We start from the raw sequence: 24,869 nt of genomic DNA on the forward strand, positions 1-24,869 counted from the left end.
CGTTATATAATGGGAGCTGGCGAGTGCTATATGATGAAAGATCACAGGGTGCAACGGCGGCCCTATCAGGAGATCGGGGCGATGATCCGCGATCTGATCGCCCAGACGCCCTATCGTCCCGGTGAGCGCCTGCCGCCGGAGCGAGATATTGCCGAGAGGCTGGGCGTGACGCGTACCGTGGTGCGCGAGGCGCTGATCATGCTGGAGATTAATGGACTGGTTGAGGTGCGGCGCGGCGCCGGGATCTTTGTGCTGGAAGCGCCGGTGCAGAAGGAGAGCGTCTCGTGTAATGACGCCGGGCCCTTTGAGCTGCTGCAGGCCCGGCAGCTGCTGGAGAGCAATATCGCCGAGTTTGCCGCGCTGCAGGCGACGCGTGAGGATATTATCAAGATGCGTCATGCGCTGCAGCTTGAGGCGCTAGAGCTGGCCTCGACCGCGCCCGACGGGCCGGAGTGCGGCGATATGCAGTTCCACCTGGCCATTGCCGAAGCGACCCATAACAGCATGCTGGTGGATCTGTTCCGCCAGTCGTGGCAGTGGCGGGAGCACAATCCGATGTGGATCCAGCTACACCGTCATCTGGCGGATACGCACTATCGTACGGCCTGGCTGGCCGACCATCACCAGATTCTGGCCGCGCTGATCAAGAGGGATGCCCGGGCCGCCAAGCTGGCCATGTGGCAGCACCTGGAAAACGTGAAGCGGCGCCTGCTGGCATTTTCTGACGTCGATGATATCGACTTTGACGGCTACCTGTTCGACTCTTGGCCGCTGGACAGACTGACCCCCTGAGGGGCGGGCTCAGGCCGTTAGCGCATAGGGCGCCAGCAGATCCGGCAGCCCCTGCTCGCCAAACAGGTGCAGTGCGCCCACGGCCACCACATACTCTCCCGGCGGCAGGACGATCAGGCGCTGGCGCCAGGCGCGGTTACGCTGCACCATCAGCACGTCGGCCAGCGCCGGGCAAAAGGTCATCGGCAGCGGCGTCTGCAGCACCGGCGGGGGCGCTAGCCACCAGCCGATCAGCGTCTGCAGCAGGCGGGCATTGTTGTGCCAGTGCCGCAGGGTATCATCCAGCAGATCACGTCCCTGTTCGGGGAGCCGGTACAGCATTTCCAGCTGGGTATCGGCGCCCTCCAGCTCTACGATCGGCCGTTCTGCCCCATGGGCACAGTTCAGCAGCTGGCAGTCGATGCCAAATTCGCTGCACAGCCCCAGCTGTTGCGCTTGCTGCGCCTGCAGCAGCAGCGCGCAGCGCCACAGGGGAAAGTCATCCATGCGCTCGACGGCCAGGCCGGTTTCGCGGCAGCGTTGGCTGAGTGCGTCATAGCGCGCGGCGTCCAGGCGTGCCGACAGCGGCTGCGCCTGGGGCGGGCTGCTGATATCGCTGCCGGGGCGGGTGATATCGGCCTCGACGATCAGCGCCTGAGCCTGGCGCACGCGCTGAAGCAGGGGCGCCGGTAGCGGCGACATCGCGGCGTTGCCCATGTGAATGCTGGCGACCAGATGCAGCCGGGCGCCGTTGCGCAGGTTTACGTCAAGGGCCGGATAGGGGTAGCGTGGCGGCGGGAGCAGCCCGAGACGGGCGGCCAGGTGCCGTAGTCGGTTGAACATGATGCCTCCGGCAGGGCGCGCCGCCGGATTCAGGCAGCCGCCGTTACAGTGTGCGGTAATCTCTTCATGCTACCTGAGGACGAAAAAAAAGCACCGGCTTCCGGTGCTTTTTGTCTTCAGAGGTCGTTTAGTCCTTCGGGGTAAAACGCAGCAGGCGGTTGGCGTTGCTGACCACCGTGATGGAGGAGAGCGCCATGGCGGCGCCGGCGACCACCGGGCTGAGCAGGGTGCCGGTCAACGGGTAGAGTACCCCGGCGGCGATCGGAATACCCAGCGTGTTATAGACAAACGCGCCCAGCAGGTTCTGCTTCATATTGCGCAGCGTGGCCCGCGACAGCGCCACCGCATCAGCCACGCCGCTCAGGCTATGGCGCATTAGGGTGATGGCCGCCGTCTCGATGGCGATATCGCTGCCGCCGCCCATGGCGATGCCGACGTCCGCCTGCGCCAGCGCCGGGGCATCGTTAATACCATCGCCGACCATGGCGACCTTATGCCCTGCCTGCTGTAGCGATCTGATGGCCTCCGCCTTGCCCTCCGGCAGCACGCCGGCGATCACCTGATCTATTCCCGCTTCGCGCGCGATAGCCTGGGCGGTGAGTGGATTGTCCCCCGTCAGCATCACCAGCCGGTAGCCCATACCGTGCAGACGCTGCAGGGCGGCGACGCTGTCGCTGCGCAGCGGATCGCGAATCGACAGCAGCGCCGCGGCGCGACCGTCGACCGCCAGCAGCACCGGCGTGGCGCCCTGGCTGGCCTGCTGCGCCAGCAGCGTATCCAGGGCGTGGGTGTCGACCCCTTGCGCCGCCATCAGCGCCGCGTTGCCCAGCAGCAGGGTATGGCCCTCGGCTTCACCGCTGACTCCCAGCCCGCGCAGGGTGCGAAACTGGGTGACCGGCGGCAGCGTTTGCCCTTCGGCCCGGGCGCTGACGGCGCGCGCCAGTGGGTGGTTGGAGCCACTCTCCAGCGCGGCGGCCCAGCGGAGGGCCTGCGTTTCGTCGATGCCCTCCAGCGTATGGACGGCGATCACCTTGGGCATCCCTTCGGTCAGGGTGCCCGTTTTATCGAAGACCAGCGTATCCAGCTCGCTGGCGTGCTGCAGCGCATCGGCGTCGCGCACCAGCACCCCCAGCTCGGCGGCGCGGCCGACTCCGGAGATGATGGACATCGGCGTCGCTAGCCCCAGCGCGCAGGGACAGGCGATGATCAGCACCGTCGTGGCGACCACCAGGGTATAGACCAGCTGCGGCTGCGGGCCGAAGAAGAACCAGATCAGCCCGCTGATGACGGCGATGGCGACCACCGTCGGTACAAAGACGGCGGAGATGCGATCCGCCAGCTGGCCGATGGCCGGCTTACTGCTTTGGGCCTGGCGGACCAGCTTAATGATGCGCGCCAGCGTGGTCTGGCTGCCGATGGCGGCGGCGCGGAACAGCACGCTGCCATCGGTGACGACGGTGCCGGCGTGCACCCGATCGCCGGCGCCCTTTTGCTGCGCGATGGGTTCGCCGGTCAGCATGGCCTCATCCAGCCAGGCCTCGCCGGAGAGGATCTCACCGTCGACCGGTACCCGATCGCCGGTGACCAGACGCAGGGTCATTCCCAGCTGCACCTCGGCTAACGGCACGTTCTTCTCGCCCTCGTCCGTCACCAGGCGAGCGGTCGGCGGCGTCAGATCCAACAGTCGTTCCAGGGCGCTGGAGGAGCGTTGGCGCGCCCGCGCCTCCATCGCATGCCCCAGGTTGATCAGGCCGATGATCATCGCGCTGGCCTCATAGTAGAGGTGGCGCGCCTCCGGCGGAAAAATCTGTGGCCACAGGTTGACGCTGATGGAGTACAGCCAGGCGGCACCGGTGCCCAGTGCCACCAGCGTATCCATGGTGGCGCTGCCGTTGAGCAGGCTACGCCAGGCGTTGCGATAGAAGTGGCCGCCGGCACCGATCATCACTGCCAGGGTGGCGATCCCGACGATAAGCCAGGGGATCTGGCTGTGCTCGGTTAAGGTCATCGAACCGCCGAACAGCCCCCAGGCCATCAGCGGCAGACCGAGCCCCAGCGCCACGGCGGCCTGCCAGCGGAAGGCGCGCACGGCTTTCTGCGCGCTCTCATGCTGACGGGCGCGGCGCAGCGCCTCATCTTGGATTATCTCCGCGCCGTAGCCGGCCTTCTGCACGGCGCTGACCAGCGCCTGCGGATCGCCGTGGCCGCTGACCAGCGCGCTGCGTTCGGCTAGGTTGACCCGGGCATGCGCTACGCCGGGCACCGCCTGCAGAGCGTTTTGCACTTTCAGCACGCAGCTGGCGCAGCTCATGCCGTCGAGCAGCAGCTGCACGCTGTCGTCGTCATCGCCGGCGCGCGGTGCGGCGTCGGCGGACGCGGTGGCTGCCGGAGTGGGATCGAGAGCCGCTGCCTGGGTTTCCGGCATCGCAACATCAGTGCTGGGCAGCGGCTCAGATTTTGGGTATGCACCCTCCACGGCCTGCGCCTGGTAGCCTGCCTGCTGCACGGCGGCTACCAGCGCTGCGTTGTCCGCCTGGCCATAGATGTCGGCTTGGGTGAGGGTCACCATGGCGGCGTCAACGCCGGGCACGGCCTCCAGCGCCTGGGTGACGCTGGCGATGCAGTGGCCACAGCTCAGGTCGCTGAGGCTGAGGCGGACGTCGGCATCGCCGGCCGGCGCGGCCTGGTAACCCGCCTGCTCGACGCTGTGAATAATATCAGCGGCGCTGGCGCTGCCGATCACCCGGGCATAGCGCGGCGTATTGACGATGGCCTGCTCGACGTCGGGGCGGGCCTCCAGCGCATTTTTTACTTTTTTAGCGCAGTTCATGCAGGAAAGCCCCTGCAGGGCGAATAGCTGTGTCTGTGACATGATGAGACCTCTCTCGTAAATGGTTACGCTCAGGGTGCGGCGCGATAGCCTGCCGATTGGCGTCGTCCTCAATTACGGTTAAGCTTAAACCTTCCCGCAAGGTTAAGGTCAAGGGGGACGGGTGAATATTAGTGAAGTGGCGAAAAAAACCGGCCTGAGCAGCAAGGCCATTCGCTTTTATGAAGAGAAAGGGCTGGTGACGCCGCCGCTGCGCGGGGAGAACGGCTACCGCCACTATGCGGCGACCCAGCTGGAGGAGCTGACGCTGCTGCGTCAGGCGCGCCAGGTCGGTTTTACGCTGGAGGAGTGCCGGGAGCTGATGGCGCTGTTCCACGACGAGCACCGCCACAGCGCCGAGGTAAAACAGCGCACCCTGCAAAAGGTGGCGGAGATCGAGTCACACATCCGCGATCTGCAGGCGATGCGTGACCGGCTGGCGGCGCTGGCACAGGCCTGCCCCGGTGACGATAGCGCCGATTGCCCGATCATTAACGATCTGGCCGGCTGCTGTCGCGGGGCGGGGCACAGGGGATAACCTCCAGCGTGATGCCGCTGACGGCGCGCACCTGAACGCACTGTCCGGCGGGCAGATCCTGTGCACAGGTGACGCGCCAGCTGCTGTCACCGAGGCGCAGGCGCCCATGGCCGTTGACCAGGGGCTGCTCCAGGAGCGCCCGTTGACCGATCAGCTGGCGACCGCGCTGGTTGAGGACGCTGTCCGCGCCCTCTTCCGCGGCGCCGCGGCGCTGCCAGCGCCACCACAATAGGGCGCTGATCACCGTCAGCAGGGCGAACAGGGTGAGCTGAGCCTCCCAGCCAAACGGCCACAGCCAGTGCAGCAGGCCGACCAGCAGGGCGGCGCAGCCGCTCCACAGGGCATAGCCTCCGGCGCCGAGCAGCTCGGCGGCCAGCAACAGTCCCCCCAGCGTGAGCCACAGACCGTGAGGGTTCTGCAGCAGATAGGCCATCATGGCTGGCAATCCTTGCGGCTGTCTGAACGCAGCAGTTCGCTGATCCCGCCGACGGCGCCCAGCAGGCTGCTGGCCTCCAGCGGCATCATGATCACCTTGCTGTTATTCGACTCGCCGATACGCTGCAGCGCTTCGGTATACCTCTGTGCGACAAAATAGTTGATGGCCTGCATGTTCCCGGCGGCAATGGCCTCCGACACCATGGCGGTGGCCTGCGCTTCGGCCTGGGCGGCGCGCTCGCGCGCCTCGGCCTGCAGGAAGGCGGACTGACGCTCCCCCTCCGCCTTGAGGATCTGCGACTGTTTCTCCCCCTCCGCGCGCAGAATCGCGGCCTGACGCACCCCCTCGGCCTCCAGAATATCAGCGCGCTTGGTGCGCTCGGCCTTCATCTGGGCGTTCATGGAAGCGATCAGCTCGGCCGGTGGGCGTACGTCGCGGATTTCAATACGGGTCACTTTGATCCCCCAGGGGTTGGTGGCTTCATCGACGATCTGCAGCAGGCGGCTGTTGATCAGATCGCGCTGGGAGAGCATCTCATCCAGCTCCATGGAGCCGAGCACGGTACGGATGTTGGTCATCGTCAGATTGATGATCGCCAGATCGAGGTTGCTCACCTCATAGGCGGCACGTGCCGGATCGATCACCTGAATGAAGCAGACGGCATCGATGGTGACGTTGGCGTTGTCTTTGGAGATCACCTCCTGGGAAGGGATGTCCAGAACTTGTTCCATCATGTTGATTTTACGGCCAATGCGATCCATGAACGGGATCACCAGATTCAGCCCCGGCATCAGGGTGCGGGTGTAGCGGCCAAAACGTTCAACGGTCCACTGATAGCCCTGAGGGACGATCTTTATCGCCGACCAGACGATAACCAGGGCGACGATCACCAGTACCGGAAAGACTGTGAGCATGTGTTTCTCCTTGAGTTGGCGGGCTGAGGGCGCGGCGGAGGGCCGCGCGGCTTAGTCCGGGAACGCCGTCAGTTCAAAAACGCCCAGCTGGCCGTGGCCGCGAATATCCACGCTGTGTGTCTGCGGGCAGGGCGTTTGCAGGATGGCGCTGTCATAGCGCGCCAGCTGCAGCGATGCCGTGGCGCCGAGCGGCGTCAGCGACAGGTCGCCCTGGCGGCAAAACAGCAGGATCGTGCTGGCGTGACAGCGCAGCGGGGGCATGGTGGGGCGAATATCCAGCCACTGCAAACGCGCGCCGTAGTGGCGCGGGTCGTAAATCAGGTTGAGATCGCGCACCGGGCCATCGCTCAGGTGACCGCTGACCCGGCTATCGCCGGAGAAGCGCACGATGTCATTGCCGCATAGCGGCGGCTGGGTTGAGCCGTCAATGGTCAGCGTCAGCCCTGACCCCTCGAGCAGCGATAGGATCCGCTGATAGCCGCCGTAGGCGGAGAAGGGGGCATCGCGGGTGACATCGGCCATTGAGAGTCGCCAGCGAAAGCGGGAGCCGCTGGCGTTGTCCTCCCGCATGATTTCACGCGTGGTGCCCTGACCGTTGTGCCAGGGCATGCTTTGGTAGTCGCTTAACCGGTGAATCTGCCACGGGGTCATCGCTGTCTGTCCTGTAAACGGGCCGCACGGCGGCATAACTGTAGTCTGTGGAGCGCCCTCGGCGCCCATCCATGCCCATCTATAATGTATAGCTATTTTGTGGGCAATGGCACGCGACAGGTCAAATAGTTGTGTCCGATAGCTGCGTTTATCGCGGCCGATGAGGCGGCGGCGGTTTGGCGTGCGCGGGGAAATCTGCCACAATGCCGCCCGTCCGAGGCGTCCTCAAACAAGGCAGAACACGATGCAGTATCCGATCAATGAAGTATTTCAGAGTTTACAGGGCGAAGGTTTTTATACCGGCGTTCCGGCGATTTTTATTCGTCTGCAGGGGTGCCCGGTCGGCTGCAGCTGGTGCGATAGTCAGCACACCTGGCATCAGCGCCCGGAGTGTCAAGCCGATCTGGCGCAGATCGTTGAAAAGACGGCGGAGAGCGAAGCCTGGGCCAGCGCCGATGCGGCGGCGCTGGTTGCGCTGTTACGGCAGCGGGGCTATCAGGCCCGCCACGTAGTGATCACCGGCGGCGAGCCCTGTATGTACGATCTGCTGCCGTTGACCACGGCGCTGGAGCAGGGCGGCTATCGCTGCCAGATAGAGACCAGCGGAACCCACCCGGTGCGCTGCAGCGCACAGACCTGGGTGACCGTATCCCCCAAGGTGGGGATGCGCGGAGGGATGGAGGTGCTTACCGACGCGCTACGCCGCGCCAACGAGATAAAACACCCGGTTGCGCGGGCGCGCGATATCGAGGCGCTGGATGCGCTGCTGGCGCGTTTGGACGGTGAGTTGCCGCCGGTGGTGGCGCTACAGCCGATCTCCTGTAAGGAAGAGGCGACCCGCCTGTGTATTGAAACGTGCCTGGCGCGCAACTGGCGCCTGTCCATGCAGACTCATAAATACCTGAATATCGTCTGAGTAGCGCGCCCCGCCGGAGAGCGGCGGGGCGCGTTGGCACTAGCGTCGGGCCGCGGGCGCCGAGCGCCGCGGCGTGTGGAGACCGACCGGTTGGGTCGGCGACGTCGGTTGGCGCTCCGGCCTGAGATCCATCTCAATCATCCATAGCTGCTCATTGATCTCCTCCTTGCGGGCATCGATCTGACGATAGTCTGAGTGAGGGCTTTGCGTCACGGTATACGCTCCTGATGGATTATTTGCCGGCGCATCATAGCGCGTCGGCGCCAGAGAGAAAGCAGGTAATGTCTGAAAACCGTATGCGTTCTCATTTCTTCTCTTTTTCTGCGCCGTCGGGCGCGGCGATAACGTCGAATAATCGTTTGCCTGGGGCCCGGGGGATGGCTAAAGTAGGCGGCTATTTTCACTGTGGGCGGGAAGTCAGCGAGGCAATATGCGCTGGCAAGGAGAGGATATGCTGCCATCAGCGGGCTGGTTAGGGCTCAGTTACTTTACCTATTTTTTCTCATTCGGCGTCTTTCTTCCGTTCTGGAGCCTGTGGCTGCAGGGGCAGGGGATCTCGCCGGAGTCCATCGGCATTCTGCTGGGCGCCGGGATGGGCGCCCGCTTCGTCGGCAGCCTGTTCATTACCCCGGCGGTCAAGAGAACCTCGCAGCTGCTGGTGGCGCTGCGTCTGGTGACGCTGATCGCCCTGTTCTGCGGCGTCGCCTTCATGCTGGGCAGCGCCTGGGCCTGGCTGATGGCGGTGATGGTGGGGTTCAGCCTGTTCTATGGTCCGCTGGTGCCGCTGACCGATGCGCTGGCGGCGACCTGGCAGCGCCAGATTGGGCTGGACTACGGCAAGGTGCGCCTGTGGGGATCCCTGGCCTTTATCGTGGGCTCGGCGGCGACCGGCGAGCTGGTCAACGCCTTTGGCCATCAGGCTATTCTGTATAGCCTGCTGGGGGGACTGCTGGCGATGCTGCTGGGCATGCTACCGCGCCCGGCACAGCCGCCTCAGGATGGCCCCGCCCATCAGACGGCGCAGGTCACCCCCTGGTCTATTTTGCTGCGGGAGCGTTCGGTGTGGCGTTTTTTGCTGTGCTGCGCGCTGTTGCAGGGGGCCCACGCCGGCTATTACGCCTTTAGCACCCTTTTTTGGAGCCGGGCCGATTACTCTGCGTCGCTGGTAGGATACCTGTGGTCGCTGGGGGTGGTGGCCGAGGTGATTATCTTTGCCCTGAGCAATCGCCTGTTTCGCCGCTGGACGGTGTCTGGCCTGCTGCTGCTATCCTGCCTTTGCGCGCTGCTGCGCTGGGTAATGATGGGGGCGACGACGGCGCTGCCGTGGCTGGTGGTGATGCAGATCCTGCACGCCGGCACCTTCACCGTATGTCATCTGGCGGCGATGCGCTTTATCTCGGCGCGTCAGGGCGGCGATGTGATCCGCTTGCAGGCGGTCTATTCGGCGCTGGGCATGGGGGGAAGCGTGGCGGTGATGACGGTGCTGGCAGGGGTGGTATATCAATACAGCCCCAGTGGCATGTTTTATCTGATGGCGCTGCTGGTGACGCCGGTGCTGTTCCTGCGCCCCGGCGTCCGCTGATCACTGGCCGCGGTAGGTGCAGCCGGCGGTGCAGGTCTCTTTGACTCGCACCGCGCTCAGCAGCGGCAGGCTCGGCTTGAGCTGATCCCAAATCCAGCGGGCCAGCACCTCGCTGGTCGGGTTTTCCAGCCCGGCGATCTCATTGAGATAGTGGTGATCCAGCTGATCATAGATCGGTTGGAAGCGCGCTTTCAGATCGGCAAAGTCCATTACCCAACCGGTGTAGGGGTCGACCTCACCGGTGATCTCTATGCGCACCAGAAACGAGTGGCCGTGCAAACGGCCGCACTTGTGTCCCTGCGGTACGTGCGGCAAACGGTGGGCCGCTTCAAACTGAAACTCTTTAAACAGGGTGGTTGTCATGGTGACGCCTCATAACCAAAAGAAGCGCATGGTAGCGCAAAGCGGCGCAGGGGGGTAGTTTGCGCCGTAGATCGGCCCCGATTGTGTTATTTAGCCTGCATTGTTGTGTTTTTTATTTGTTAAATTGAGGCGACCAACACTATGCTGGACGGCACCCTATTCCGCCGTCACAGGAGTGATGCCATGCCCTTTTCTCGCCCCGTCCCACCGGCCGAGATGCTGCTGTCCCAGCTGCGCGCCATCGCAGGCCCCGCCCGAGTATTAAGCGATACGCGCAAAATGGCGCGCTACTGTAAAGGCTTCCGCTCCGGTCAGGGCAGCGCGCTGGCCGTGGTGTTTCCCGAGACGCTGCTGGCGATGTGGCGGATCTTCAAGGCCTGCGTCGAGGCCGATCGCATCATTCTGATGCAGGCGGCCAATACCGGCCTGACCGAAGGGTCGACCCCCAGCGGCGACGACTACGATCGCGAGCTGGTGATCATCAATACCCTGCGTCTGGGCGGCGCTCAGCTGTTGGACGAGGGGCGCCAGGTGGTGGTGCTGCCCGGTACCACCCTGTGGCAGCTTGAGCGGCTGCTGAAACCGCTGGAGCGGGAGCCCCACTCGGTGATCGGCTCCTCCTGCATCGGCGCTTCGGTGATCGGCGGCATCTGTAACAACTCCGGCGGCGCACTGGTGCAGCGTGGTCCGGCCTATACCGAAATGGCGCTGTATGGACGGGTCAATGAACAGGGAGAGGCGGAGCTGGTCAACCATCTGGGCATTGCGCTGGGCGAGACGCCGGAGGCCATATTGACGAATCTGGCCCAGCGACGCTACGGCGATGCGGATGTCCAGCATGATGCGCGCCGGGCCTCCGACCACCAGTATGCGCAGCGCGTCAGGGCGGTGGATGCTGCCACGCCGGCCCGCTTTAACGCCGACGAGCGGCGCCTGTTTGAGGCCTCCGGCTGTGCCGGAAAGCTGGCGGTGTTCGCCGTGCGTCTGGACACGTTTCCCGCCGAGCCGCACCAGCAGGTGTTTTATATCGGCACCGATCGACCTCAGGTGTTGACCGAGCTGCGGCGGCATATACTGAGCCACTTTACCCACCTGCCGGTGGCCGCGGAGTATATGCATCGCGATACGTTTGATATCGCCGAGCGCTATGGCAAAGATACCTTTTTGATGATCGAAAAGCTGGGGACGGATCGGATGCCGTTCTTCTTCAACCTGAAGGGGCGGATCGACGCATGGGCGGAGCGTGTGCCACTGCTGCCGTCCCACCCGGTCGATCGCGCGATGCAGGCGCTGAGTCGTCTGTGGCCGGGGCATCTGCCGCCGCGCATCAGGCAGTACCGCGATCGCTACTCGCACCACCTGCTGCTGAAGATGGCCGGTGACGGGATCGAGGAGGCACAGCGGTGGCTGAGCGACTATTTTTCCCAGGCCGACGGCGACTTTTTTACCTGCACGCCGGAGGAGGGGAGCAAGGCGTTTTTACACCGCTTCGCCGCCGCCGGGGCGGCGATACGCTATCAGGCGGTGCATGATCAGCAGGTCGAAGACATTCTGGCGCTGGATATCGCCCTGCGGCGCAACGACGCGGAGTGGTTTGAACAGCTGCCGCCGGAGCTGACGCAGGATCTGTCGCACTGCCTGTACTATGGTCACTTTATGTGTCACGTATTCCATCAGGACTATATCGTGCGCAAGGGGGCCGATGCGGCAGCGATTAAGGCGAAGATGCTGGCGCTGCTGGATGCGCGCGGCGCGGAGTATCCGGCGGAGCACAACGTGGGCCATCTCTACCGCGCTAAGCCGCAGCTGGAGGCCTTTTATCGCCATCAGGATCCCACCAATACTCTCAATCCCGGCATCGGCAAGACCAGCAAGTGCCGCGGCTGGGGCTGCGACGGCGGCCACTAGGATGCGCCTCGCGGCCGTGTGCGCCAGCGACGCCCAGGGCCCGTTACGGGGTACGCCCTAGGCCGGCTTTTCATCCGTCGGCGAGCAGTACAGGCGGTGCAGGGTTTCCAGCAGGGTCAGCGTGCGCGGATCGTCAATGCGGTAGACGATCTGTTTGCCTTCGCGTCGAGTGGTGACCAGCGTCAGGCGGCGCAGCACCCCAAGCTGCTGAGAGAGGGTCGGCTGTAGGATCCCCGTCGCCGCCTCCAGCTCGCCGACGGCCGCCTCGCCCTGACTGAGGCGGCACAGCAGCAGCAGGCGATCCGGATTGGCCAGCGCGCGCAGGATCCGCGATGTGTCTGCCGCCGCCCGCTGCATCTGCCGGTGCATTTGAGATGTCGCCATCGTGCACTTCCTCACCAACGCTTTCTTATTTAATATTATATATTATTGTATAATGATGAGGGGAAGCTGGCAACGCCGAGCCGGGTCGCTGCCGGTCTGATAATCGGATTCGATGAGGTGAGCAGATGAAAATCGTAATTGTCGGCGGGGTTGCCGGTGGCGCATCCGCCGCGGTCAGGGCCAGAAGGCTGTCTGAGACGGCGCAGATCATCGTGCTGGAGCGCGGGGAGTATGCATCGTTCGCCAACTGTGGCCTGCCCTATCATATCGGCGGTGAAATCCCGCAGCGCGATAGCCTGCTGTTGAGGACGCCGCAGGATTTTCGCCAACGTTTCAACGTTGAGGTACGGGTGCGTCACGAGGTACTGTCCATTGATCCCCAGGGAAAAACCGTGGAGGTGCGCGATAGCGCCAGCGGGAAAACCTACCGTGAATCCTACGATCGCCTGCTGCTGAGCAGCGGCGCAGCACCGCTGGTGCCGCCGCTGCCGGGGGCGACGAGCCCGGGGGTATTTACCCTGCGCAGCATTAACGATATGGATGCCATTCTGGCGCATATTGCGGCGCGAGCGCCGCAGCATGCCACCGTGGTCGGCGGGGGCTTCATTGGCCTGGAGGTGGCCGAGGCGCTGCGTCAGCGCGGACTGGCGGTCACCCTGTTGGAGATGGGGCCTCAGGTGATGATGCCGGTCGATGGCGAGATGGCGGTGCCGCTGCACCAGACGCTGCGCCGCCACGGGGTGGATCTACGCCTGCGGACGGCGCTGCAGGCGATCGCCGCCGACGGAGAGGGCATGGCCTTGACCCTGAGCGACGGCAGCGTACTGCAGAGCGGGCTGGTGATCATGGCGATCGGGGTGAGGCCGGAAAGTCGCCTGGCGCAGGACGCCGGCCTGGCACTGGGCGCCAGCGGCGGTATTTGGGTGGACAGCGCGATGCACACCTCCGCGGCGGATATCTACGCGGTAGGCGACGCCGTTGAGGCGCCGCCCTTTGACGACGCCATGCCGCCGCTGGTTCCGCTGGCCGGGCCGGCCAACCGCCAGGGGCGCATTGCGGCCGATACCATGCTGGGGCGTGACAGCCGCTACCGCGGTAGCCAGGCGGCGGCGGTGTGTAAGGTCTTTGATATGACCGTCGCCAGCGTGGGGCTGAGTGAGAAGCTGCTGCAGCGCCAGCAGAGGGGCTATGAGAAGGTGTATGTGCATGGGCCTAACCACGCCGGCTACTACCCCCACGCGACGCCCATCAGCCTGAAGCTGCTTTTCGATCCGACCGATGGCGCCATTCTGGGCGCCCAGGCGATAGGTCAGGAGGGGGTCGACAAGCGCATTGATGTGATCTCTGTTGCCCAGCGCGCCGGGCTGAAGGTGGAGGATCTGGAGCACCTGGAGCTGTGCTATGCGCCGCCCTATAACAGCGCCCGGGATCTGGTCAATCAGGCGGGGATGCTGGCGGCCAACGTATGCTGCGGCGATACCGCTATTTGCCATGTCGTCGACGTACTGCAGCGCGATCCGGCGCACCAGTGTTTGCTGGACATCCGCACGCCGCAGGAGCTGAAGGCGCATGGAAGCTATCCGCAGGCGCTGCACATCCCGCTGGATGCGCTGCGCGAACGTCTGAATGATCTACCGCGGGATAAGGAGATCCTGATCGGCTGCCAGTCGGGTCTGCGGGGTCACGTGGCCTACCGTATGCTGGTTCAGCACGGCTTCCGCGCGCGTAATCTGAGCGGGGGCTATATCACCTTTGCACGGACGCTGGCGGCGCAGGCATAGCGCAGCGCATCGGGATTGTCCGCCTGGCGGACGATCCCGGCTTAGCATCGGCGCAGGGCGAAGCAAAAAGCGTGTTTTTTCAATGAGTGTATTTACTCACAAAAATAACCCCTGTGCGTTCAGGTTAAGTTTTATTTATCGATCTATTCATGGCGTTAGCCTAGACGCAATCACCGTTCTTTCCTTTCAGGCTGACGCTGAACTTCATGACTTATTATTCTGCGTTATCCCCCTTGCGCCGCCGGAGCGAGATAAGTCATGCCTACACGCAGACAGTCCATTATTAATCTGGATCTGGATTTATTACGCACCTAGGTCGCGGTGGCAGAGACGGTATGTCGTACCCTGCCGGTGGTCAGTCTAACGATAGGACAGGAGCGTCTAGCGGGGGCAGTCCATTAACGGCTCTAAGGTGTCTAGGGGGGCCCCGTAAGGGTACCCGACGGTAACGCGGAGCCAAAAGCGCATAATCAAGGCGGAGGCTGGCCTATATTTAAGCCCGACAATGCAAAGCATCCACTCCTGGCACGCGTCTCATAGGGCTGGGGCCAATTTCCCCCATTACGGCGTTACTCATCACGGTGCATTTTGGTCTAAAACCTCGCTGCTCGGGCCTTGCCCTGGGCTAAAATGACCGTCAGCGACACTCACGGCCCGTAACGGGACACGCCCTAGACTCCCGGTGACGATTGAGAATGTCTGACAATTTCACCTATCCGTTCTAGCAGAATGGCTAATGTGAATATATTTATCTTAACCGTATTGATTGTATGGTTTTTGATTACTACAGTTTTATTATCACTGTAGATGGCTATAGTGATACTTAAGCTTATATAAAAGGAGTCATCGAGATGAGTATTTCTTCGGTTTTACAAAAACATGCGTCATGTATGTATGAAACAAGTAATCATATGACTTTTTCTTCAACGGGTGATTCTCTCGCGCAAGCGATTTTACCTGATGTATATAAGTCAAATGTTGTAATGGTTAATAGCTTGATTAGCAGTGTCTTAGATAGTAAATTACCGACATTGACATTGCCACCTAATAATTGGAGTGAGTTTTGCAAAACCTATATTGAGGCGCAGTCAGATGCATTAGTCTGGGTGAACCAAGTTGTAGCCCGACTTGATAATGTTCCTCAAGATGTGCAAAGTTATCATCAAGATATTACCAATTTATTTGATGATGCTATTAGCATGGTAAAATGTATGGTTAATAATCCAGAGCGCCGCTCTATATATGTATCACTGCTTAACCAAGATTTAACCATTATAGATAATAAATTAAATATGGTCTTTGGTTTTGTTAAAGGAACTGTGGATGCTTTAGTCAACTTTAAAAATATTTTGCCTGAAATGGCTCAGCGGTTACAAAACTTAGCTGATCTGGCGAGTCAAGAGGAGAAGGTTGATCAACAAAAAATCGCAGAATTAAAAAAAGCAATTGATGAATTGAATAATGACATTCGTGGACTAACTGCCAGCATTGTTGGCTTAGGAATTGCGGATGCTGCGGCAATTTCTCTAGGGACTCTTGCTACAATCGTTGCATTCCCCATTGGTTCTGTAGTATGGCTTTTTTGTGCGCCAGCAATAGCTGTTGCAACAACTTTTATTATTTTAGACTCTTTAAAGATCAAAGAGGATAAAGCAAAGATTGAAGCTAGCCAAAGAGAGATGGATCAACGAACACAAGATGTATCAACGTTACATTTATTGGCTCAGAATTATTCTGAGTTAGCTAAATCAGCTGAATCTGTTCAAGATAATCTAGAGCAGATTTTAGATAATTGGAGTGAGCTAACTGGTGATTTTTCTGAATCAATAAAAAATGTCCAAGAGGCGGCTTTAGATGCAAAAAACTGTAACGATAATGAAATTATTAATGATCTAACACTGGCTAATAGCTGTTGGCAACAGGCTTACAAAGATGCAGGTAGTCTGACAATTAAACTTAACCATTCTGATGCTGTAATTGAGATAGGTATGAGTCAGGACGATATTAAAAAAGAATACCAATCAAGTAATGTTGTGGATATGGTGACTTATTTTAATAAGTATTCACAAAAATAAAGTTGAGGTTGATTTGTGATGTTTTTTTATGAAGGATAGACGGATTATAAAGGCGTGCTGGAACAGAGTACGCCTTTTTTATATAGAGGTGGGCCGACTGACGAGTTCTATATAAGTGTTTTCTGCTATATTTAGTTGGCTTAATTAATTGACAATATTGATATTTGATCATTTTGACATTATATTTATAAAATCATTTCAATTTGTTAATATCCATGCTGTGGCGTGTCGCTGGATGAGTTTATATTCATCTCTATTATAATTGTTGATTTCAATGATGTAATTTTAACGCTATGAGTTTTATGTTTAAAATAGCATGCTATCATCCTGCCGCAGGCGTTCCATATGATTGGAGTAGCATATTGTGAATATTAATGCCCCCCAATTTATTCCTGCATCAAGACAGTATCTCGTATGCATCAATGCCGTTTAACACCTATCATTGTGGGGGTTTATCCCATATTTCCTCTCTCCTTGGCCTCTGCTTGTAATGCAGGCCGAAAAGATAACAGAAAGTTTAATAATGTGGGGGGAGGCATTTTGCTAGGCTGCCGGAGGGACGACATAACATAGGAGCCCAGTGATGAAAAAAATGCTTTTACTTACCGCGATGTTATCTGCGATCGGCGCGGCGGCACAGGCCGCCCCGGTGGGCACGCTGAGCGTGCATATCCTGAATCAGCAGACGGGAAAGCCGGCCCCCGGGGTGGCGGTGATGCTGGAGAGGCAGGATGGCAGCGCGTGGCGTGAGATCGCCCGCGCCGCGACGGATGACGATGGTCGCGTCCGCTCGCTGTACCCGGCGGCGGCCGATATGGACCCTGGCGTCTATCGGGTGACCTTTAAAACGGGCGCCTATTTCCATGAGCGGGGCCAGGATACCTTTTTCCCGGAGGTGCCGGTTTTATTCCGGGTAACGCAGCAGAATGAAAAGCTGCATGTGCCGCTGCTGCTGAGCCAGTATGGCTACGCCACGTACCGCGGCAGCTAGCGTCGCCCGCGCGGCGTTCCGCCGCGCATTTACAATCTCCGGCGTGAGTATTATCCTGCCGCTGGATTAACCATGGGTTAATTACAGTATTTTGATGAGTATATGACTCGGGGTGCCCTTCTACGTGAAGGCTGAGAAATACCCGTATTACCTGATCTGGATAATGCCAGCGTAGGGAAGTCACGGTGTCTGACCGCGCCGCCTTCTTCACGCCGGTTGAGAGAGACGCCATGTTGACGCAACCCACTCCCCTGCCTGATGCGCTGTGCGCCCAGGCGCTGATGACCTTACGCCAGCGTACGCCGCTGGTTCACTGCCTGACCAATGAAGTGGTGCAAAGCCTGACAGCCAACGTGCTGCTGGCGCTGGGCGCCGCCCCGGCGATGGTGGTGCAGACCGAGGAGGCCCGCCAGTTTGCGGCGCTGGCCGATGCGCTGCTGATCAATATCGGTACGCTGTATGACGCGCGCGCCGACAGTATGCTGGCGGCGATTGAGGCGGCCAATCTGGCAGGAACCCCCTGGGTACTGGATCCGGTGGCCGTCGGTGCGCTGTGCTATCGCAGCGATTTCGCCCATCGTCTGCTGCGGTTGCGCCCGGCGGTGATTCGCGGCAACGCCTCTGAAATCCTGGCGCTGGCCGGCGCCCCTTCGCGCGGGCGCGGCGTCGATAGTCAGGATGATGCGCTGGCGGCGCTGCCGGCGGCGGCTGCGCTGGCGCGCGATAGCGGTGCGGTGGTGGCGATTACCGGTGCCAGCGATTACGTGACCGATGGACAAAACAGCTACCGGATCGACGGCGGCGATCCGCTGATGACCCGGGTCGTCGGTACCGGCTGCGCACTGTCGGCGGTGGTGGCGGCCTTCAGCGTATTGGACGATCGCCTGACGGCGGTGGCTAGCGCCTGCCGGGTGATGGCGCTGGCGGGTGAGCGGGCGGCGGCGCAGGCCAGCGGTCCCGGCAGCTTCACGCCCCATTTCCTGGACGCCCTGTATAGCCTCCAGCCCGCCGTCATCGCGGGGGAGGCGGCATGAGCATGAGCGCAGAACGGATTAATGCCCTGACCATCGCCGGCACCGATCCCAGCGGCGGCGCCGGGATCCAGGCCGATCTCAAAGCCTTTTCCGCGCTGGGCGCCTATGGCACCAGCGTCATCACCGCGCTGGTAGCCCAGAATACCCGCGGCGTACAGTCGGTTTACCCTATCGACGCCGGGTTTGTCCGGGAGCAGCTGGACTCCGTGCTGAGCGATGTGCGCATCGACAGCGCGAAAATTGGCATGCTGGCGAGCGCCGATATCGTCGCCTGCGTCGCCCAGACGCTGACGCGCTACCCGCTGCCGTACGTCGTTCTGGATACGGTCATGGTGGCCAAAAGCGGCGATGCGCTGCTGGCGCCGCAGGCCGTCAGCGCGATTCGCGAGCAGCTGTTGCCGCAGGTCTCGCTGATCACCCCCAACCTGCCGGAGGCCGCCGCGCTGCTGGGGGGCTCGGTGGCGGAGGATGAGGCGGCGATGGTTGCCCAGGGCGAAGCGCTGTTGGCGCTGGGGTGTCAGGCGGTGCTGATGAAGGGGGGGCACCTACGGGGCGGGGAGAGCCCCGACTGGCTGCTGACCCGCGACGGCGCCGCCGAGCGCTTTAGCGCGGCGCGCGTGGCGACGCGCCATACTCACGGGACGGGCTGCACCCTGTCCGCGGCGCTGGCGGCGCTGCGCCCGCGTCATGAGGACTGGCGCGCTACCGTTGCCGCCGCGAAGGCGTATCTGCAGGGGGCGTTGATGGCCGCGGACTCCCTGCAGGTGGGACAGGGCATTGGCCCGGTGCACCACTTTTACCGCTGGTGGTAAGCGGGGCTAGGCGGCGTGCTGCGCCGCCAGCGCATTCAGCACGGCGAGCCGCTGCAGGTGCTCGGCGTCGAAACGGTTGAGGGTGAAAAACGGCATCTCCGCGTCCGGGCGCAGCGCCAGCGCCAGCGCCGGTTTATCCTCCGCGCCGGCCAGCCAGCCGATCAGATAGCTGGCCTGACGCTGCGGGCTTTTCCAGCTCAGCAGCAGCGAGGGCCACGGGTTGGATTCGCTGGCGGCCCGCGTGGCGATGAACAGGCCATCGTACCAGCGCCCGGCGTAGTCACCGTCGTGCTCCAAGGTGTGCGGATCGCGCTGGAGCCACTGGTGCAGGCTGTGGATCCCGTCGCAGCTCAGGCTGCGCTCCAGCGCCTGCCACTGCGGATAGCCATGGCTATGCTGCCAGCAGGCGATGCCCAGATAGTCATTGATCTCCGCCCACCAGCCCGTCATCTGCTCGCGTAGCGTGGCATCGCGCACGGCGCGGTAGGGGACCAGTCGCCGATCGCCGGCGGCCAGATCCTGCAGGGCAACCAGCGGCAGGGTTTTCGGTTTACTGCGCAGGGTGGCCCACAGCAGCAGCTTAGGAATGCGCGGCGTAATGGTCTGCACGCTGAAGCGATACGCGTCGCCGACGGAGAGGACAACGCCGCTGGAGGTGCCGCGTTTGTCCTGATAGTTACGGATGATGACCAGCGGATTGAACGCCATCCAGCCGGTCAGGTAGCTCTCCTGCGGGCGATCGGCGTGGCCAAATGCGTCGACCCGCTGGCGGATGGCGGAGCAGTCCAGCGCATCAAGCGCGCCGGCGCTGGCGGCATCGTAGCGCTCGCGTGCGAGGGCGGGCAGCGGGGGAAGGGTAATCATATCGCTCATAGTGTGGTATCCAGAAAAACGTGGGCGGGCCAAGCTTACCCTAAAGCCCGGCGGCGGGGCCGATGCCAAGGTACTTTTCTGCTATAGATCAACTTTTTCAGATTGAGAATGACTGATAAAAATAGTAAATATTTTATTTATGAAACAGCTGCGGCGTAAATAAATGACGGTGCCGCGACCTAACTGAAGGAGTTACCATGAAAACGATCGCCGGGGCGCTGGCCGCCCTTCTGTTGGCCTACGGAGCGCCGGTAATGGCCGATGAGGCTATTCCGCCCTCGTTATCTGAGCTGATGGCCCAGCCGTCGTATCAGCAGAGCTGGAAGCAGGCGCTGCAGGGCGAGAAGGATCTGCCGTTGTGGGTGCGCAGCGGACAGGGAACCTCTGCGCCGCCGCAGACGCTGACCTGGCAGGGTAAGGCGTATCAGGTCGGCATGGTCTGTCAGCCGCACAACTGCGGCAACCGGCAGCTGTTTATCGCCTTCAGCGCTGATCGACGCCAGGCCTGGGCGCTGCGTGTAACGCTGCCGGACAGCGATGCTGCGATGCTGCAGCCCGCCAAGTATGCCCGCTTTCAGTGGCTGGGCAATCCGGACGCCTCCCTGAAGGCGCTGCTGATGCAGCAGGTAACGTCGCAGCCGGATTGGAAATAGCGCGCGTCACGCGTGCGCTGCCGCTGTATCAGCGTGTAATCCGGTGTAATTAATCGTAAATCCGTACGGCGTTCGCCGTGTGGAATGCTACTCTGCGCACAAGTTGACTTGATACGGTAAAGTGATGATGAAAACGAGACTCTTCCAGGCCGCCGCCGGCCTGCTGGTACTGTGCTCTGTTGCCGCTCAGGCTGCTGGGTATCAGGAAGGAAAACAGTATACCGACATGCCGAAAGCCGTGCCCGGCGCACCGGCGGTCGTCGAATTTTTCTCTTTCTATTGCCCGCCCTGTAACCAGTTTGCCAACGTTTACCGCATCGGTGAGGCAGTAAACGGGATCCTGCCGCCGGGGGAGAAGGTGGTGAAATACCACGTGAGCTTCCTGGGGCCGCAGGGAGCGGCGTTGACGGAGGCGTGGTCCGTCGCGCAGGCCCTCGGCGTATCGGATAAGGTGGAGAAGCCGCTGTTTGATGCGGTGCAGGTGAAGCGCAGCATTAACTCTCCGGCGGATATCCGTCAGGTATTTGTCGACTCCGGCGTTGCGGCGGCGGAGTACGACGCGGCGCTGAACAGTTTTGTCGTGAAATCGCTGACCGCGCGGCAGGAGAATGCGGTGCAGGCCTTTGGCGTGCGCGGCACCCCGTCGTTCTATGTCGCGGGTAAGTACCAGATTAAAAATGATGGAATGCAGGCGACCAGTATTGATGGCTATCGCAGCGAATATGCGGACGTGGTGAAGTTCCTGCTGGCTCAGGGTAAATAACGCTCCCCTCTGCCGATAAACGCCTGGGCCAGGAGCCCGGGCGTTTTTTTTGGGGCGTTTGCAGCGCGCCAATGGCGCAGGGGGGCGGGGTAAGACCCTAAAGACCCATGCCCCATACCGCCGCGTCCCCTTCTCTTTCAGCTCAGCGCCTCCGCGAGCCGCCGCTGGCGACATGAGCGGGCGGCATCGCGGCGGTGGCGGCGGAGCGCCTCAGGACAAGCCGGGGAAGGTGCCAATCTGGCCATATTCCCGCGCGGATGCCATTCGCATGGGGGCTATTTCGCCCCGCATCGGGATAATACCCTAAGTCCAGGGATATGACGTGCACGGGATGGGATGATTCGGGGATGCCTTTTTCCCGCGCGGGCAAAGCGGGGACGGGCGTCTTAATGGATTAATCGGACGCCGTCGCATTGTTTTTTATCAATGTCGCCGGCCTTCAGGTTGGCGCTGCTGCGCTGCATTTTAACCCTATCGCTTATTATCATAGGATATATCCGTATCGACAACGCGATAAGCCGGTTAACCGACGGGGGCGGACATCAACGCACCCGCGGGGCGCTGTCTATCTCAGCCTAGGCGCCCTTACGCTGAGAGGAGGATTCCCCTGCGGCACTCATTGCCAATCGCCGGCGTTATATCTTAATCGCTCGCCTTAATGTGACGGCCCCCTGACGCCCGTACGCGCTATTGTGCATCGTGCGCGGTTATGCACCATAGTATACATTTATTAAATAAATAGTAGGTGACAAATACTTGATATATATGCTTAGCGCCGGTGTTTTATCAGAAGAATACGATTTATCTCGCTGTTATGACTGAGTCTATTGAGTTATCAGTGTGAATGTATAAGCTGTCCTGAAATGGTCGATATAAAGAATGCCATTTAAAACATAAGGATAGTGTATTTGTATGGAGCGTTCTAATCACAGTAATTTATTGCATTTAAAGGGCTTCGATCTCAATCTGCTGACCGTATTTGAGATGGTGTTTTTACACAGCAGCGTCAGCCGTGCGGCGGCGGCGATGGGCACCACCCCCTCGGCGGTGAGTCAGTCGCTGCAAAAGCTGCGTCAGCACTTTGACGATCCGCTATTTATCCGCGCAGGCAAGGGGATTTCGCCAACGGCGTTGGGCGTTTGCCTGCATGATCAGATCGCCCAGGGGCTGTCGCTGATTGAAAATACCCTCAACGCGACGCTTTCCGCCAAGCAGCGCCGCAAGTTTGTCGTTTTCGCCCCCTGCTGCGTGGCGCTGCAGGTGCTGCCCGCCGCTGTGAGCGCCCTTGAGCGTCTTGGCGTCGGGTATGAGCTGCTGCACTACAGCGAGTATGCGGATTATCATCCGCATACCATTGCTGAGCAGCTGCTGAATTTTCGCAAGGCCGACGTGGTGTTCAGTACGACGCCGGTGACGACGCATGCGGTGCACTGCCTGCCGTTTACAAACGAACCGCTGGCGTTGGTATGCCGCGATGGACATCCGCGCCTCGGGGAGACGTGCAGCGAGGTTCAGCTGAGCGGGGAGCGGTTTGTGATCCTGCAGCGCGCCCATAGCGACGGGGATCGCTTTGCATTTCTACACGGCGGCCGGGTAGTTCTGCGCTCGGACTCCTTTATCTCGATACTGGGGGTGGTCAGCCATAGCGATTTACTGACGGTTTTACCGCGGGAGGTCGCGCTGCGCTACGGTGCGTCCTTTAATCTGCGGGTGGTGGAGACGGCATTTGCGATCCCGCCGATTCCGCTCTATCTCACCTATAACAAGCTTTCCCTACGCAACCCCGAGTTCCGTAACCTGCTTGACGTGCTGACGGACACCGTCTCCCTGGGGAGCATGGTGCCTCTGACGGCGTGAGCCGATACGCTCGTCTAGCGCCGCGCCAGCCCGTGATAAGGACCCACCCCGTAGGCCTATTTTTAGCTGAACGGATTCAGTTATTCCTGATTATTTCTACATGGCGTGATAAATAAGTAATCAGTAGCGATTGTTTTTTTAATTGGTTAGATACGAAATATCGATGAATATATTTCGTTGTAGGCTAAAGAGAATAGATGATTCATCACGTCGGCGCGGCCACATGATTTTTTTCATTAAAAATCATGTGGTTGAAATTATTTTGCCCGAATGGGATTATTCTTTGAAAAAAAGAAAACCAGCCCAAGGGAGATTGGGCCGGCAAGGAGGTGGTTCCTAGTATTGCTATTTCGTTATTGCTTTTTGTGTGGCAATAATAACCATGACGAGGTTACTTTAGTGTGATCGTCATCGGGTATTATCAAAAAAATAAAAAAAGCCGGAGTGATTCCGGCTGGGGCTGAACATTATTGGGCGTGAGGGTTACGGGTACTAGTGCCCTGTAGGTTACGCATGAGCAGGGCATAGGCCAGATCGATCTCCGCCGGTAGCGGAATATAGACTGTATGCCCGTTGCCCGGCGCGACGTCGGTCGGCTGGCCCTGCCTGTCGCGCAGATCGTCCAGGGTGAACTGAATATTGCCCTGCGGCGTCATCAGCTCCAGGCTGTCGCCGCGGGAAAACTTGTTTTTCACCAGCACTTCGGCATAGCCATCGCGGCGCTCACCGCTGAGCTCGCCGACGAACTGCTGGCGATCGGAGACGGAGTAGCCGTAGTCATAGTTCTGCTGATCTTCGTGTACGTGGCGACGCAGGAAACCTTCGGTATAGCCGCGGTGCGCCAGCGACTCCAGGGTGGTCAGCAGGCTGGGATCGAAAGGCTTGCCGGCCACCGCATCATCGATCGCTTTGCGGTAAACCTGCGCCGTGCGGGCGCAGTAGTAAAACGACTTGGTGCGCCCCTCAATTTTCAGCGAGTGCACCCCCATCTCCGTCAGACGTCCCACGTGCTGAATGGCGCGCAGATCCTTTGAATTCATAATATAGGTGCCGTGCTCGTCTTCAAAGGCGCTCATATACTCACCCGGGCGCATGCTCTCTTCCAGCATGAAGACCCGGTTGGTCGGCGCACCGATGCCTAGGGTGGGTTCGACCTGCTGCACCGGGATCGGCTGGTGCTGATGCACAATGTTGCCGACCTCGTCCTCTTTGCCTTCCTGCACCTTGTATTCCCAGCGGCAGGCGTTGGTGCAGGTGCCCTGGTTGGGATCGCGCTTATTGATATAGCCTGATAGCAGGCAGCGTCCGGAATAGGCCATGCACAGCGCGCCGTGGACGAACACCTCCAGCTCCATCTGCGGTACCTGTGCGCGGATTTCGGCGATCTCCTCCAGCGACAGCTCTCGCGACAGGATCACGCGAGTCAGCCCCATCTGCTGCCAGAATTTTACCGTTGCCCAGTTGACCGCGTTAGCCTGTACCGATAGATGAATCGCCATCGACGGAAACGCGTCGCGCACCATCGAGATCAGGCCAGGATCGGACATGATCAGGGCATCCGGCCCCATATCGATGACCGGCCTAAGATCGCGCAGAAAGGTTTTCAGCTTCGCGTTGTGCGGCGCAATATTGACCACCACGTAGAACTTCTTGCCCAGCGCATGGGCTTCCTGAATACCCAGCGCCAGGTTTTCATGGTTGAACTCGTTGTTGCGCACGCGCAGGCTATAGCGCGGCTGGCCCGCGTAAACCGCGTCGGCGCCATAGGCAAAGGCGTAACGCATGTTTTTCAGCGAACCGGCCGGGGACAGTAATTCCGGAGTAAACATAGATGACTCTCTTGTTCTGATCACAG

23 protein-coding genes and 1 riboswitch are annotated in these 24,869 nt (G+C 60.5%); of the genes, 13 read left to right on the top strand and 10 right to left on the bottom strand.

The genetic code is table 11. The annotated features are described in order from the left end of the window. Positions 1-33: 33 nt before the first annotated feature. A complete protein-coding gene (gene uxuR / locus ETEE_RS13500; RefSeq protein ID WP_034163811.1) occupies positions 34-792 on the top strand; it encodes a Uxu operon transcriptional regulator in 759 nt (252 codons plus the stop codon). 9 nt (positions 793-801) lie between these two features. Here uxuR and ETEE_RS13505 read toward each other — a convergent pair whose 3' ends face one another. Both ETEE_RS13505 and copA read right to left on the bottom strand, forming a co-directional pair. Then, positions 802-1,614: a TraB/GumN family protein gene (locus ETEE_RS13505; RefSeq protein WP_034163614.1), complete on the bottom strand. Its 813-nt coding sequence runs from the start codon at positions 1,612-1,614 to the stop codon at positions 802-804. Between the two features lie 127 nt (positions 1,615-1,741). Then, positions 1,742-4,486 carry a copper-exporting P-type ATPase CopA gene (gene copA / locus ETEE_RS13510; protein ID WP_034163613.1) on the bottom strand — a complete coding sequence of 915 codons (2,745 nt, stop codon included), beginning with the start codon at positions 4,484-4,486 and terminating at the stop codon, positions 1,742-1,744. Positions 4,487-4,607: 121 nt separating this feature from the next. Here copA and cueR point away from each other — a divergent pair, with 121 nt between their 5' ends. After that, positions 4,608-5,021, top strand: coding sequence for a Cu(I)-responsive transcriptional regulator (gene cueR / locus ETEE_RS13515; RefSeq protein ID WP_034163611.1), 414 nt, complete (start codon positions 4,608-4,610; stop codon positions 5,019-5,021). Here the strand turns inward: cueR and ETEE_RS13520 are convergent. From ETEE_RS13520 to ETEE_RS13530, 3 genes are read right to left on the bottom strand one after another with little or no spacing between them, the layout of a single operon-like run. Further along, on the bottom strand, positions 4,975-5,457 hold the full coding sequence (locus ETEE_RS13520) for an NfeD family protein (protein ID WP_034163610.1): 483 nt from the start codon (positions 5,455-5,457) through the stop codon (positions 4,975-4,977). The two genes, cueR and ETEE_RS13520, sit on opposite strands and share 47 nt — an antisense overlap. After that, on the bottom strand, positions 5,454-6,371 hold the full coding sequence (locus ETEE_RS13525) for an SPFH domain-containing protein (protein ID WP_034163609.1): 918 nt from the start codon (positions 6,369-6,371) through the stop codon (positions 5,454-5,456). The genes ETEE_RS13520 and ETEE_RS13525 overlap by 4 nt, the downstream gene beginning before the upstream one ends. A 51-nt stretch (positions 6,372-6,422) precedes the next feature. Next, the gene (locus tag ETEE_RS13530) at positions 6,423-7,022 is read right to left on the bottom strand and encodes a HutD/Ves family protein (protein WP_034163608.1); all 600 of its coding nucleotides are present in this window, start codon (positions 7,020-7,022) and stop codon (positions 6,423-6,425) included. Positions 7,023-7,266: 244 nt separating this feature from the next. Here ETEE_RS13530 and queE point away from each other — a divergent pair, with 244 nt between their 5' ends. Continuing rightward, the gene (gene queE / locus ETEE_RS13535; RefSeq protein WP_034163607.1) at positions 7,267-7,938 is read left to right on the top strand and encodes a 7-carboxy-7-deazaguanine synthase QueE; all 672 of its coding nucleotides are present in this window, start codon (positions 7,267-7,269) and stop codon (positions 7,936-7,938) included. A 39-nt stretch (positions 7,939-7,977) separates the two neighbouring features. Here queE and ETEE_RS21625 read toward each other — a convergent pair whose 3' ends face one another. Further along, positions 7,978-8,151 carry a hypothetical protein gene (locus ETEE_RS21625; protein WP_167549809.1) on the bottom strand — a complete coding sequence of 58 codons (174 nt, stop codon included), beginning with the start codon at positions 8,149-8,151 and terminating at the stop codon, positions 7,978-7,980. 238 nt (positions 8,152-8,389) lie between these two features. Here ETEE_RS21625 and ETEE_RS13540 point away from each other — a divergent pair, with 238 nt between their 5' ends. Beyond that, positions 8,390-9,520, top strand: coding sequence for a 3-phenylpropionate MFS transporter (locus tag ETEE_RS13540; protein WP_034163606.1), 1,131 nt, complete (start codon positions 8,390-8,392; stop codon positions 9,518-9,520). On the opposite strand, the gene queD is transcribed toward ETEE_RS13540, so the two are convergent. Continuing rightward, positions 9,521-9,883, bottom strand: a complete 363-nt coding sequence (queD, locus tag ETEE_RS13545) for a 6-carboxytetrahydropterin synthase QueD (RefSeq protein ID WP_034163605.1) — start codon at positions 9,881-9,883, stop codon at positions 9,521-9,523. Positions 9,884-10,066: 183 nt separating this feature from the next. Here queD and dld point away from each other — a divergent pair, with 183 nt between their 5' ends. Continuing rightward, on the top strand, positions 10,067-11,791 hold the full coding sequence (gene dld, locus ETEE_RS13550; protein ID WP_034163604.1) for a D-lactate dehydrogenase: 1,725 nt from the start codon (positions 10,067-10,069) through the stop codon (positions 11,789-11,791). 57 nt (positions 11,792-11,848) lie between these two features. Here dld and ETEE_RS13555 read toward each other — a convergent pair whose 3' ends face one another. Continuing rightward, positions 11,849-12,175, bottom strand: coding sequence for an ArsR/SmtB family transcription factor (locus tag ETEE_RS13555; RefSeq protein WP_225865144.1), 327 nt, complete (start codon positions 12,173-12,175; stop codon positions 11,849-11,851). A 125-nt stretch (positions 12,176-12,300) separates the two neighbouring features. Here ETEE_RS13555 and ETEE_RS13560 point away from each other — a divergent pair, with 125 nt between their 5' ends. The 5 genes from ETEE_RS13560 (at position 12,301) to thiD (ending at position 18,868) form a co-directional block, all read left to right on the top strand. Continuing rightward, positions 12,301-13,956, top strand: a complete 1,656-nt coding sequence (locus ETEE_RS13560; protein WP_034163602.1) for an FAD-dependent oxidoreductase — start codon at positions 12,301-12,303, stop codon at positions 13,954-13,956. An 851-nt stretch (positions 13,957-14,807) separates the two neighbouring features. After that, positions 14,808-16,031: an enterotoxin (HBL) gene (locus ETEE_RS13565; RefSeq protein WP_144242827.1), complete on the top strand. Its 1,224-nt coding sequence runs from the start codon at positions 14,808-14,810 to the stop codon at positions 16,029-16,031. Between the two features lie 583 nt (positions 16,032-16,614). Continuing rightward, positions 16,615-17,022 (top strand): hydroxyisourate hydrolase, encoded by a 408-nt coding sequence (uraH, locus tag ETEE_RS13570; RefSeq protein ID WP_034163600.1) that lies wholly within the window; start codon positions 16,615-16,617, stop codon positions 17,020-17,022. A 98-nt stretch (positions 17,023-17,120) separates the two neighbouring features. Beyond that, a riboswitch (TPP riboswitch) is annotated at positions 17,121-17,217 on the top strand. Positions 17,218-17,252: 35 nt separating this feature from the next. Then, entirely contained in the window at positions 17,253-18,056 is an 804-nt protein-coding gene (gene thiM / locus ETEE_RS13575) for a hydroxyethylthiazole kinase (RefSeq protein ID WP_034163599.1), read from the top strand. Continuing rightward, positions 18,053-18,868 (top strand): bifunctional hydroxymethylpyrimidine kinase/phosphomethylpyrimidine kinase, encoded by an 816-nt coding sequence (gene thiD, locus ETEE_RS13580; RefSeq protein ID WP_034163597.1) that lies wholly within the window; start codon positions 18,053-18,055, stop codon positions 18,866-18,868. The genes thiM and thiD overlap by 4 nt, the downstream gene beginning before the upstream one ends. Before the next feature lie 6 nt (positions 18,869-18,874). Here thiD and ETEE_RS13585 read toward each other — a convergent pair whose 3' ends face one another. After that, a complete protein-coding gene (locus ETEE_RS13585) occupies positions 18,875-19,741 on the bottom strand; it encodes a hypothetical protein (RefSeq protein WP_034163596.1) in 867 nt (288 codons plus the stop codon). A 197-nt stretch (positions 19,742-19,938) separates the two neighbouring features. On the opposite strand from ETEE_RS13585, the gene ETEE_RS13590 reads away from it, so the two are divergent. The 3 genes from ETEE_RS13590 (at position 19,939) to ETEE_RS13600 (ending at position 23,014) form a co-directional block, all read left to right on the top strand. After that, positions 19,939-20,394 carry an inhibitor of vertebrate lysozyme family protein gene (locus tag ETEE_RS13590; RefSeq protein ID WP_034163595.1) on the top strand — a complete coding sequence of 152 codons (456 nt, stop codon included), beginning with the start codon at positions 19,939-19,941 and terminating at the stop codon, positions 20,392-20,394. Positions 20,395-20,518: 124 nt separating this feature from the next. After that, on the top strand, positions 20,519-21,157 hold the full coding sequence (locus ETEE_RS13595) for a DsbA family protein (RefSeq protein ID WP_081854055.1): 639 nt from the start codon (positions 20,519-20,521) through the stop codon (positions 21,155-21,157). A gap of 912 nt (positions 21,158-22,069) precedes the next feature. Continuing rightward, positions 22,070-23,014, top strand: a complete 945-nt coding sequence (locus ETEE_RS13600; protein ID WP_034163594.1) for a LysR substrate-binding domain-containing protein — start codon at positions 22,070-22,072, stop codon at positions 23,012-23,014. A gap of 467 nt (positions 23,015-23,481) precedes the next feature. On the opposite strand, the gene trhP is transcribed toward ETEE_RS13600, so the two are convergent. After that, positions 23,482-24,843: a prephenate-dependent tRNA uridine(34) hydroxylase TrhP gene (trhP, locus tag ETEE_RS13605; RefSeq protein WP_034163592.1), complete on the bottom strand. Its 1,362-nt coding sequence runs from the start codon at positions 24,841-24,843 to the stop codon at positions 23,482-23,484. Positions 24,844-24,869: the final 26 nt, after the last annotated feature.

This window comes from Edwardsiella anguillarum ET080813, from assembly GCF_000264765.2.
Taxonomy (GTDB): Bacteria; Pseudomonadota; Gammaproteobacteria; order Enterobacterales; family Enterobacteriaceae; genus Edwardsiella; species Edwardsiella anguillarum.